The organism is Flagellimonas eckloniae (assembly GCF_001413955.1).
GTDB classification, from domain to species: Bacteria; Bacteroidota; Bacteroidia; order Flavobacteriales; family Flavobacteriaceae; genus Flagellimonas; species Flagellimonas eckloniae.
The window spans coordinates 3,795,764-3,808,710 of sequence record NZ_LCTZ01000002.1; the positions used below are offsets into that span (position 1 = coordinate 3,795,764).

A 12,947-nucleotide genomic window follows, 5' to 3' on the forward strand; every position below is an offset into this window, starting at 1 on the left:
TTTAAAATTTAAGATTAAGACCTAAAATTACCTCACGATCGTTGGGGAACCTTAAGTTATCAACCCCCGGTTGTAATGGGTTGCCTCTGGTACCTAATTCAGGATTAAAACCTTTGTAATTTGTCCATGTCAATAAATTATTGCCCGATACAAAAAATGAACATTTCTTAAGAAAGCTTATCCTCTCGAGCACTTTTTGTGGCAAGTCATATCCTAATCGTACAAATCGTAATTTGATAAAGCCGCCGTCGCTTACAAAAAAGCTGTTGGGTCTGTCCCTGTTTTGTGGCACACGGGTTAGTCTAGGGTAAACCGTAACGTCTCCTGGGTTTAGCCAAGCTCCTTCAATACGATCAGGACCTGGGGTCTCGTTTGAAGAGTTCAAATCGTTACGTGTTTCATCCCATCGTCTCCATAGATCATTACCTAGGGTAAAATCAAAAAGAAAACTCAAACTGATATCTTTATATTTAAAGTCATTGGAAAATCCACCAAAGGCTGTTGGCAGACCATTACCTATTACCTGTCTATCCTCATTGGTGATGACAAAATCACCATCAACATCGTCCCAGATAATATCGCCACCTTCGGCAACACGCCCATCATTTCTAATCTGATTAACATTACCTGTAAATTCTTGACCGTTCAAGGTATAATTAGCAAAGTTGCCAGAACCGTCAAAATTTGGGGTAAGCTGTACGCCATCATCTGTAAATGCATTGGATTCATCGTATTGATATACACCAAGATTTTTGAAGCCAAAAATATTACCTATAGGTTGGCCTTCTTCAATCAAATAATCCCCTGATTGAAATGGAGTGCCTTCAAATAATCTAGTAACTTCATTTTCCTGAAAACTTATGTTGAAATTACTATTCCAACTGAAATTTTCAGATTGGATGATGCTGCCGCCTACATTTATGTCAATTCCTTGGTTACGAACGGCACCAACGTTCTGACGAATTCCACTAAAACCTGATTCTTCTGGCAATGGAACACTTGCTAAAAGATCTTCGGTGTCTTTTCTCCAAACATCAAAGTTAACGGTTAACCGATTTCTGAACATGCCTAGGTCAAAACCAATATTGGTAGCATTAGTGCTTTCCCAGCTTAGTTCAGGATTTCCCAACCTAGAAGGTGCAACACCACTTATCCCATCATAAACCGCCCCCGGTTCAAAAGCTGATGTAAATTCATAATCACCAATTCGATCATTCCCTGTTTCACCATAACTAGCTCGTAATAGCAGGTTGTTTAAAATGTTGTTCCCTTGTAAAAAAGGTTCGTTGCTAACCCGCCAGCCAATAGACCCAGATGGGAAATAACCAAATTCTTTGTTTTCACCGAATCGAGAAGACCCGTCACGTCTTATTGTAGCACTAATCAAGTATCTGTTGTCAAAGTCATAGTTGAAACCTGCAAAAAGCGAGAACAAATTACTTCTTGTATCAAAGGTTTGATCAGCATTAATACCCAGTCCATCTGGGTCTACATTGTTAAATGTTTGAATGTCTTCAGAAACAAAAAGAGCATTTGAAATACCAAATTCCTCTTGATACCGCTTCAATATCTGCATACCGGCAAATGCTGATACACTATGTTTTCCAAATTCGTTAGTATAATTGACGAAGTTTTCTTGTTGAATATCATAATCGATACGATCTCTATAGCTAGCCAAAGGATTCGTATTTCTAGGGTTTAATACCAATAAGGGTTCAAAGTTATTGTTCCTTCTTAATCTAAAGTTGATACCTAGGGTAGACTTAATGGAAAAGGAAGGGGTAATGTTATATTGGGCCGAGTTAAAGCTCTGCCCCCTCCATGTTCGTAAGCGCTGTTGACGCAATCGTGCTTCCGCAACAGGGTTTTGACGACCCGCAATTTCGGGGGTCAAATCGCCGTTGGGTTCAAAGATGGGAAAGTAGGCGATTCGTTCCACTAACTGTTGGAATACCTGTCCTTCATTAAGTCCGCTAAATTCTTCGAAAGATGCATTAAAAGAAGAACTGAGGGCTAATTTTTTGTTAGGTGTAAAATCAAGCTTGAAACGGGTGTTTATTCTTCTGAAACTACTGTTCACCACAATACCTTCTTCATTTAAATAACCTGTGTTCCAATAAGCACGTACTTTATCACTACCTGCACTTACAGCTACATTTATTTGATTTCTAGTACCAGCTCTTGTAATCAAATCTTGCAGATCGAACGAATTTCTAAGCAATAGACTTAAGGAATCACGTTGGTTACCTGTAGGGTTTAGTCTTTGTGCGTCCGTTCTTCGCACATCTTCGTAAAACAAACGCTGCCTTGTATTGGCAACTGGAATGGCCCCATTCAAGGTATTAATACCAGTTACAACATTTACATCTATACTTACATCCCCAGCTTTACCGGATTTTGTGGTAATCAATACAACTCCGTTTGCACCTCGCGTACCATAGATTGCAGTTGTTGCTCCATCTTTTAATACTTCCAAGGAAGCAATATCGTTGGGATCGATATTATCAACATTATCCAATTGTTGACCATCTACTACATATAATGGCCCTGTACCGCCCGCACTGAAGGTAGAGGTACCTCGTACCCGAATATCAAAACCAGCTCCTGGACCACCGTTTGTTGCAATTTGCACTCCTGCTAAACGCCCTTGTATTCCTTCGAAGGCATTTGTGGGTGTCACTTCTGCAATCTTTTCAGCTTTTACAGTAGATAAAGCTCCCAATACTTTTTCACGGGACACGGTAGCATAGCCAATTACCACGACCTCATCTAGGTTTTGGGTGTCCTCCTCAAGTGCTACATTGATGGTAGCTGCATTTACCGTAATTTCTTTGGCATTAAATCCGATGTAAGAAAAAACGAGAATCCTAGAGCCTTGCCCCAGTCGTATGGAGTAGTTACCATCAAAGTCAGAAGATACTCCATTTGCTGTTCCTTTTTGCACCACATTTACCCCTGGAAGAGGTTCTCCGTTTACATCGGTCACCGTTCCCGTGACTGCTTGTATTTGTGCAAATGAAGACGAAACGGAAAATATACATAATACCATTGTCGCCATAAACGCCAAACCAGCAAAACGGAACCGTTTGTTAGACTTTTTTTTCATTTCAAGTTTAGTTTAGTTAAATTAATTTGTTCAAGCTTTACTAATTTCTTATAGAGAATATTGCTGATAGGTCAACAAAAGCCTCTTAGATTTAGTAATTCGTTAACAATTATATAAACTTGAAATTTTTAGGGCATCCTGTACTGTGCTGAACTAATGCTTTTAATTCAAAAAAGAAAATATTTTGTGCGAAAAAACATATAAATAACAATCAAGATACTTCAAAAAAATCCCCAACATATTAAATTGATGTTGGGGACTACTAACTCAAATCGCTATTGTAATCTATATTTTTCTTGTACTCATTTTTATGAAATTATTTACCACCCAGGATTTTGTTGAATATTTGGGTTCTGGGAAATAACATTTGCAGGTATGGGCCATAAATAATGCCTGGACTCGTCGAATTCAGGTATAAAATCCGTGTCCTTACGTACATCTATATATGGTATACCATCTATTTCAGTAATTTCTACATTAGCACCTTCGTACCTTGCTTCTGCCGCTGCATCGAATCGTATACCAAAATCTGATTGTCCAAAAAATCGCGGGCCTTGCTTCCAACGTCTTACATCATGGTAGCGATGGCCTTCCAAGAAAAGTTCAACCCTTCTTTCCCTGCGTATCTCAACAATCAAAGATGAAACTCCCATATCTGCATATCTTGGATCCATAGGTGGATTTATATCCAAACCAGGCATATTTACCCTAGACCTTAACAGATTAATAGAAATGTCCAAATCTCCTTGAGTTAGTGTTCCCAATTCTGCTTTCGCCTCTGCAAAGTTCAAAAATACTTCACCCAATCTCAAACAAGGGGGGGATGCAATATGTTGGTTTCTAGGACGTTGTTCATCCTCTGCATTCCAGTGCTTTACCACGTGATATCCGGTATTGGATCTATTTCTGCCTCCCGTCATACCTACTAATCTTGGATAATCGAAATCATCATTGGGATAATTAAGTAATTCTTTATCCGCTGGATTCAATACACATTGTCTTAGACGCGAATCGCGAGCCACAAAAACATCCTCTATTTGTGCATCTCCGGCATAAAGGGGTGATAGAGAAATCGGCAATCCGTCTTCACAAAGAACATCTTCCACAAAGCTTTTTGTGGCACCTCCGTTATAGTTCCAAAACAAACGTGATGCAAAATGACCGTTAATCAACGACTCATATTTACGCCAGTAGATTACCTCCGAGTTTCCTTCTTGAGTTGTTGAAGATGATGCATAGCGGTAATCCCCTACAGGGTCACCAGTGCTATATAGTGTAAAACCTCCATTGTCCATCAATTCTTTTGAGGCCACTACGCACTGTTCCAGCCAAAAATCGGCATTACTAAGCCCATGATATTTTCTCCAAGTACCCTCAAATAGACACACTCTGGATTTTACGGCTAAGGCTACCCATTTATCAACGCGGCCTGGGTTTCCCCCATTTTCCCAGTCCTCTGGTAGACCGGCAATGGCAAAATCCAAATCCTCCAATACTTTTTGCATTACAAAATCACGGTTATCCCTAGGGTTGAACAATTCTTCTGAATCTATGTTCAATACCTTATCAATCCATTGTACATCCCCGAACCTTCTGACCTTATCTGAATAGAACCACCCCCTGAACAAACGAGCCTCGCCCTTATACCTGTTAACGATTTCCTCACTTAGCCCAGCCCTGTCATAATTTTCAAGTCCGAAATTAATAGATCGTATAAAATCCCATCCAGTATACCCCATGGGCCTAGGATCATTGTCAATATTATGTTTGCCTGCCCTTACCCGGTACATTTCTATTGCTCTTGGGTGTGTCGCTCCCAGATTATCGCTCATTTCGTCTTGCCACCATATACCGTGGTAAAACAATACTCCGGGGCCAGGACCCAAGCCCATCATAATGGGATAGTCTCTATCGTTTTTGGCAATGTCGTATAAGCTATTGTTATAATTGACAATATCATTTTCGTTTGAAAAAAATGTCTCATTACTTACCTCGTCAAGTGGCGTACGATCTAAGAAATCGTCACTGCAGGACAGTATGCCCAACACTATGATTGTTAAAAGATATTTTATAATTTTCATTTGTTGTAATTTTTTGTTTTTAAATCTATCGGCTTTTAAAATCTTAACTATTAAAAGCCCAACACCATTCCAACACTATAGGTTCTCAATAATGGAAAATCTATTGAATTGTCAAAAATATATTCAGGATCCAAAGGCTTTCGAATTTTGGAATATTCCCAAACATTTTGCCCTGCCACATATAACCTGAAACTAGACAGGCCTATCTTATCAGTTATTGAAGTGGGGAATGCATAACCAACATTAAGGTTTTTAAGTCTTATATAAGCCGCGTTCTGCAAAAATCGAGTTTGTTCAGTATAATTTTTGGCGTCTGTCTGAATTTCTGGAAAATATGCATTTGGATTATCTGGAGTCCAAGTATTGGTCAACCAAGATTCATCACCATTATACGAACGCCACGGGAAAAACCATGTCCAGTTTTGGTTACCCGGATAATAGTCTCTTTTTCCAACCCCTTGAAAGAATGCGTCTATGGAAAAACCTTTATAACTTATTCCGGTATTTATACCATAAGTATACCTTGGCGTTGTATTACCAATAATTCTTCTATCACCAGGATCGTCAAGCGTATTGATGCCAGGACTAATTTCTCCGTCACCATTAAGATCTCTAAATTGAATATCCCCTGCTCTCCATCCGTTACCAAGTCTAGATTGACTTTCATTAAAGGCCGCTACCTCTTCATCAGTTCCTCCTTGAAAAATACCAACGGTCTCATACCCCCATATCTCGCCAATCTGTTGGCCTTCATAGTAATTACTGCTCGCATTTGCGGATAAAGCATTTCCATTACTGGGATTACCTGGAATGGCCCCTGTAGGATTATCATACTTTGTTATTTCCGAAGTCCAATCCGCTACATTCAAATTAATGAAGTAGCTAATGTTATCCCCAATTTTGTCACGCCATTTTATGGATGCTTCCCAACCTTGGGTCTTTAGGTCGGCCCCGTTTTCCCTTGGGGCGGCAGCTCCTAAAACATCAGGATAAGCCCTTCTTAAGAGCATATCAAGGGTTTCTCGGGTATATACATCAAAAGACATATCCAATTTATTTTTGAACATCACAACATCTAAACCAAGGTTGGTACTTACTACACGCTCCCAAGTAAGACTTGGACTGACCAATCCTGGGGCACCAACAGTTGGAATTAGTCCTGAAGACAAAACATTATTTGATGTGCCTACACTAAGTGAGGGTATGTAGGGATAAAAACTATCATTTCCTAGGAGCTGGCTTCCAGAGCCTAAAAGTTGGTTACCTAGTTCTCCATAGGAGGCTCTTAACTTAAGATTATCGAGCCACTCACGAGTGCCCGACATAAAGTTTTCGTTAGAAATTCTCCACCCTGCGGAAATTGAAGGGAAAAGCCCAAAACGGTCTCCTGCAGGAAAACGTGATGTGCCATCATAACGGGTGCTGGCTTCCAAAAGATATTTGTCCTTATAAATGTAATTTAAGCGATAAAAATAGCCTCTAAGGGTAGCATGTCCTTTTCCACCTTCTATAAATCTATTCCCAGTAGTTGCCCCTATGTCAATAATGTTTGGCGAAACCAACTGGTTTGCATCACCAGCAATACGTTGGTTGAAATCCCATTCTTGGTTGTAACCAAAAACCATTTTTATGTAGTGGTCATCCAAAGAATCTAATTCATATTCCCCAAAAAGGTTCAATACATAATATTGGTTAAAGTTTCTTTGTATCTCAATATCGTCATCCCCTACAACCTGTACCGGGTTATCTTGTTCAAGGTTAAATGAAACCACCTCATAGGCCGGTCTAAAGCTTTCAAACTGCCTGGTAAATGTATTATAGGAGAAATTACCGTTCAGGGTAAGGTTTTTAATGGGATTGGCTACTAGGCCACCCCTTAACCATATATCCTGGGTCGTGAACTTGGTACGCCCCCCATTTTCCAATTGTGCATAAATTGGGAACGCGTGGTTCCAACTCATACCCTCGTATTGTTCATACCCAGGTATTAAGGGTACGCGGTATGGACGTATGGGTTCAATCCGGATCAATGTATTTATATCCACAGCAGCTGGCTTATCTGAATTTTCAAAATTTGCAGTAATCTGGCTATCGAATGTTAACCAATCCGTGAGTTTATAATCTGCCTTCGCTAGAATATTATATCTTTTAAAATTATCATTTGCTGGATGATTATAAAACCCGTCGGTATTAAAAAGTCCAAAAGAAGTGAAGTAATTGGTTTTTTCAGTGGCACCTGAAATGGTCAAATCAATTTTTTGTCTAGGTGAAGTTGCATTGACCAAATCGTCCACCATACCCGGGTTTTCATAATTTACAAAACTACCGTCAATTACTTCCCATGGTGCATTGTTTGCCGGATCTGCCCAATATTGCTGAAGTCCTTGTAAATAAGCTTCATCGTATCTAGGATCTCCACCATTTCTTTCTTGTGCCTTATTTCTTTCCAAAGCATAGATATATCCATTGTCTATTTGGTTAATATTAAAGATAGGTTTGTTCCAAGATAGCTGTGTGCTCAATTGAACGTTAGTTTTACCAAGGGAGCCTTCCTTTGTCTTTACTAGAATTACACCAAAAGCGGCCCTTGCCCCGTAGATTGCAGCCGAGGCACCATCCTTTAATACATTTACGCTCTCAATGTTCTCCGGATTGATACGGTTGAGATCCATAGGTACACCATCAACAAGTATTAAAGGAGACCCCCCGTTAATAGATTCAAAACCCCGAATATTAAACTCCGGACCTTCCGTAGGGTCACCGCTAGTTACAGTTACATTAAGGCCTGGTACCACCCCTTGTAATCCCTCTCCAACATTGGCGATGGCCCTATTCTGTAAAACCTCAGCTGTTGCGACGGATACGGCACCGGTTAAATTTGCTTTTTTCTGAGTGCCATAACCCACAACAACTACTTCATCCAAGCTTTGAGTATCTTCATCAAGTGTTACGTTAATGTTTGAGGCATTGACTGTTACTTCTTTGGTATTGAAACCAATAGAAGAAAAGATTATTACTCGCGATCCTGGAATTAATCTGATTGCATAATTGCCATCAAAGTCGGCAGATACCCCATTTGTTGTTCCTTTTTGAACCACATTTACCCCAGGAAGAGGTTCTCCGTTTACATCGGTCACCGTACCCGTCACTGCTTGTATTTGTGCAAATGAAGACGAAATGGAAAATATACATAATACCATCGTCGCCATAAACGCCAAACCAGCAAAACGGAACCGTTTGTTAGACTTTTTTTTCATTTCAAGTTTAGTTTAATTAAATTGATATGGTTAATATTTACTAATTTATTAAGAAGAATATTGCTGAAATAACAGCAAAATGGACTTATATATAGTAATTCAATAACAATTATATAAACTTGAAATTTTCATAGCATCCTGTGGTGTACTGTAATTATCTAAAAATAGTTTGTTTTATAAAAAAATATAAGATAAATACTTCGAAAAAATAACTTATTTTCTTATGAAAATTTTAAAGAAAAAACAAATGTTCAGAATTTTGCACTCAGAACAAAAGTTGAACTTTTGAAGAATTACAAAGAAAAACGGTCTATGAAGTGAAACTTGTTTTTTATGTCAATAGGGTTATTGTTTAAGATCATATTTGCAGCTTCTTCCCCCATTTTTTTAAAGTTTGTACTCATTACTGTAATCCCTAAAAGTTCCTTTAGTGGGGTGTCATTGTAAGAAATAATACCGATATCCTCTCCCAATTTATAATGGCGGTCTCTTACCTGTTTGACCAAGTTTACAAGATCTCCTTCCTCTATTATTATGTAAAGGTCATTTAGTTGTAACTCCATACTATCATAAATCTCATCAAGTATTTCATAGTCTATGGCATGTTGAATACAGAACCTTTTAAACCCCGTAACTATGCCCTTGGGGTAAGGATATACTGCTTTGCTTGGATATACTAGCATAATTTTCTTGTACTTATTCAACTTTTCCAAAGCAGTGGTCAAAGCATCATAAATATCTTCGGTAAAATCCTGATAAATTCTTCCAGATTCCTTTGATAGACTTTTGAGGTTACGATCCATTATTATCAATTTACCATTTGGTATGGAATGAATGGTTTTCAGGATGTCATCAGTACAGCCCATATGTTGCAAATTCTCATTTTTAAAATGTGGCATGATGACATAATAATCATAAAGATTTTTCTTTTTATCTAAAATATCCCTGAAAACTAAGGGTTCGCAATGGTATATATCAAGGTCAACCTTTGCGTTCGCGCCCAGCGTGTTTACAAAAGAATTGAAAATGCGCATTTTGTATGTGCTCAGTTTATTGATCAAGAAAAGAACGTTTGCTTGGATGGATAGGTCCGTTTTTGCAATGTAATACCCCTTACCTTTTACTGATGCTATAATATTTTGTTTTTTTAAGAGTCCATAAGCCTTTTCAACTGTATCTCTAGACAATAAATACTCTTCACTTAGTTCATTGATAGAAGGTATTTTTTGCCCCATACCTAAACTGCCCATATGAATACTCTTCATTATCGAATCCATTACTTGTTTGTATTTGGGGATTCTAGAGTTTGTATCTATGTTTATATATTCCAATCTTTTCAAAATACTTTATTTAATAGTGACTTTCAATGGGTTATTTAGGCGCTTGGCAAATTCATCGATGTAAGCTTCCCATTCTGCCTTATCAGTGTACTGACCACTTTTTTCCCATCCAAAACCTGCATAATAAATGGCTTTCCCATCATTAATTTTGATATGTGCAAAAAGATTGCTTTCATCTTTTCTATCAGTTTGATAATGTTCGTGACCTGCCATCGCGTTTTCAGGAACAACAATAGCGGTTCCCAGTTCCGAATCTTCATGGGGTTCCCAATAACTAACCCATCCATTTTCTTGATTTACTCCAACTTTCCCATTTTTTTCATGAAGTGTGAGACCTGCTGATATCGTATCAGTACCTTTTAAGCTAATCTCAAATCTTGATAGGTTGTTTCCGTAATCCAGCGATATCTTTTTTTCTTCTGATATTTTGTTGCCAGCGGCATCCCAATCGGCATAAGAGAGTGTAAAACTTGTCCGTATAGGTCCTATGTTCAACGTTTTCCATGAAGTGAAATTTCTAGAAATATAATAGGTGGTATCTATCTTTTTTGCGATGCCGCCAACTCCTCTGCTTATGCCAACATGGAAATTATCCAGTCCTTCACCGTCATCTTTATGATAACTACCATCCGTTTCCAGTTCCTTCTTATACCATTTATTGATGATAGGGTAATCAACACGTTTTAACCAAGCATCAATGCCGCTGGATAATGTTCCTCCTTTAACTCCATCTTCAATCATTTTTTGTGCGGTTGGGCCGTAGGTCCTGAAGGCAACGCGATTGTTTTCCCAAGCGTAATCGTCCGTTCGTTCGGGCACAAATCTTGAATAACAAGCTGGAACACTATCTTTTTGCTTTGTTGCTTCAGAAAATGTTAGCTCGTATACTTTTTCACTATTGGCTGCAATTTCAGGTTGGAATAAAATCGCATCCATTTCTCCATCTCCATCTGAGTCTACTAGCTGTGAAGTAATTTCAGTTTTGTTTTCTGTATCCAAGAGTACAATACTACCTTTTACATTAACTAGTTGAAGCGAAGCAATGTCTACAGAGACTGTTTCGAAAGAACGGTTTGTATCCATAGTATTCTTTACAATGATCTGTTGGTTCTTTTTTGATTTTTCTTCGCATGAGAAAGCTATGATTGAAAAGATAGCTATCAGCAAAAGATTGATTTTTCTCATAATTGATACTATTTAATTTTCATTGGTAGGCTTTCCTATCGTGGCCAGGATACCACCATCAACGTATAGGATGTGTCCATTTACAAAATCGCTTGCTCTTGAGGACAAGAATATGGCCGCTCCTGCTAAATCATCTGGGTCTCCCCATTTTGCAGCAGGTGTGCGATTTATAATAAACTCGTTGAAAGGATGGCCATCAACCCTAATCGGGGCCGTTTGGGAAGTAGCAAAATAGCCCGGTCCGATACCGTTTACCTGGATATTGTGTTTGGCCCATTCCGTTGCCATATTCTGAGTCAGCATTTTAAGTCCTCCTTTTGCGGCTGCATAAGCTCCAACCGTATTTCGACCCAATTCGCTCATCATTGAGCAAATGTTGATGATTTTTCCTTTCTTACGGGACATCATGGTCTTGACTACATGTTTGGAAACGATAAAGGGACTCACCAAATCAATATCGATTACTTCTTTGAAATCAGCGATTTCCATTTCTTCCAAAGGAGTTCTTTTGATAATGCCTGCATTATTTACCAAAACATCGATAGGTCCAACCTCACTTTGAATCTTGCTTATGGCATTAATCACCTCATCTTCATCAGCCACATTAAACTTGTAGCCCACAGCCTTGATACCCTCCCTTTTATAAAGCTTTACGGCGTCATCAATTTTTTGCTGTGATGAATTTCCATTAACAACAATAGTGGCTCCTGCTTTACCGAGTCCTTTGGCCATAGCCATGCCCAATCCATGTGTGCTGCCAGTAACCAATACGATTTTCCCGGTTAGGTTGAATAGTTCTGTGCTCATTGCATTATCTTAAATCTGTTATCTTGGTGGCATCCATATCACCATAATCCATATTTTCTCCTGCCATACCCCATATAAAAGTGTAGTTCGAAGTTCCTGAACCACAATGGATAGACCATGGTGGTGAAATAACGGCTTCGTGGTTCTGCATCCAGATATGACGTGTTTCTTGGGGCTGTCCCATAAAATGACATACAGATTGTCCTTCGGGAACATCCAAATAAAAATAAACCTCCATCCTTCGGTCATGTACATGTGCTGGCATAGTGTTCCAAACACTTCCCGTGTTCAACTCGGTCATTCCCATCTGCAGTTGACAGGTCGTGACTATCCCACCAATGATCATTTGGCTCACAGTACGATCATTTGCCGTTTCTAGAGAACCAAGCTCCAATTTATTGGCCTCCGAAAGACTAACCTTTTTAGTAGGGTAGGTTGTATGTGCTGGTGCTGAATTCAAGTAGAACATGGCTGGCTTGTTCTTATCATTGCTCTTGAAAACAATTTCTTTATTGCCCATACCAATATATAGGGCATCTTTATTGCCCAATTCAAAGGAAGTACCATCTACTTCAACTGAACCCGAATCGCCTACATTTATAATTCCAAGCTCACGTCTTTCTAGAAAATAATCTGCCTTTAATGGGTCGATTTTATGTAGTTTGAGTGGATTTTCTGGAACTGCCGAACCAACTATATAGCGGTCATAATGGGTATAGGTCAGATTGATTTTACCTTTTTGCATAAGATTGTCTATCAAAAACTCATCCCGCAGTTCGGTAGTATCGTATTTTTTTACAGCTTTTGGGCTTGAGGCGTATCTAGTTTGGTAGGATATTGACATAATATTTATTTTCTATTTGTTAGCTATTTGTTTCCTTTCTACTCTTTTCTAACCACTCCTTTTTCAAATAATATGAGCGATAATACCTCAGACTTTACTACCTATTCTATTGAATTCTTTTGGCTACTTTTAGAAGTGTTTTGCTACAAACCAAAAAAAGAAAATTTGTGCCTTTCATTAACTATAACTGTGGCAGATTTACAGAATAAAACGCGACTGGTATCAGTTAAAACAATTACTTTTTTTTAGAATCAAGTACTTAAAAACATGATAACACCGCTTACTCAAATTTCAAGCTTTTAATTGAAAGGAACTAGTGGGTCACCT

Annotated in this window: 7 protein-coding genes; all 7 read right to left on the reverse strand. The window is 38.6% G+C overall.

Translation table 11 applies throughout. The features are described 5' to 3' along the window. Nucleotide 1: 1 nt before the first annotated feature. Nucleotides 2-3,106 (reverse strand): SusC/RagA family TonB-linked outer membrane protein, encoded by a 3,105-nt coding sequence (locus AAY42_RS16450; protein ID WP_055397180.1) that lies wholly within the window; start codon nt 3,104-3,106, stop codon nt 2-4. Nucleotides 3,107-3,426: 320 nt separating this feature from the next. After that, nucleotides 3,427-5,187 carry a RagB/SusD family nutrient uptake outer membrane protein gene (locus AAY42_RS16455; RefSeq protein WP_055397182.1) on the reverse strand — a complete coding sequence of 587 codons (1,761 nt, stop codon included), beginning with the start codon at nt 5,185-5,187 and terminating at the stop codon, nt 3,427-3,429. Nucleotides 5,188-5,237: 50 nt separating this feature from the next. Further along, nucleotides 5,238-8,444, reverse strand: a complete 3,207-nt coding sequence (locus tag AAY42_RS16460) for a SusC/RagA family TonB-linked outer membrane protein (protein WP_101956451.1) — start codon at nt 8,442-8,444, stop codon at nt 5,238-5,240. 293 nt (nt 8,445-8,737) lie between these two features. Continuing rightward, complete coding sequence (locus tag AAY42_RS18340; RefSeq protein ID WP_245625634.1) at nt 8,738-9,784, reverse strand: GntR family transcriptional regulator; 1,047 nt, start codon at nt 9,782-9,784, stop codon at nt 8,738-8,740. A gap of 6 nt (nt 9,785-9,790) precedes the next feature. Then, complete coding sequence (locus tag AAY42_RS18345) at nt 9,791-10,969, reverse strand: DUF4861 domain-containing protein (protein ID WP_055397186.1); 1,179 nt, start codon at nt 10,967-10,969, stop codon at nt 9,791-9,793. A gap of 12 nt (nt 10,970-10,981) precedes the next feature. Beyond that, nucleotides 10,982-11,776: a gluconate 5-dehydrogenase gene (locus tag AAY42_RS16475; protein WP_055397188.1), complete on the reverse strand. Its 795-nt coding sequence runs from the start codon at nt 11,774-11,776 to the stop codon at nt 10,982-10,984. A gap of 4 nt (nt 11,777-11,780) precedes the next feature. Next, nucleotides 11,781-12,620, reverse strand: a complete 840-nt coding sequence (gene kduI, locus AAY42_RS16480) for a 5-dehydro-4-deoxy-D-glucuronate isomerase (protein WP_055397190.1) — start codon at nt 12,618-12,620, stop codon at nt 11,781-11,783. Nucleotides 12,621-12,947: the final 327 nt, after the last annotated feature.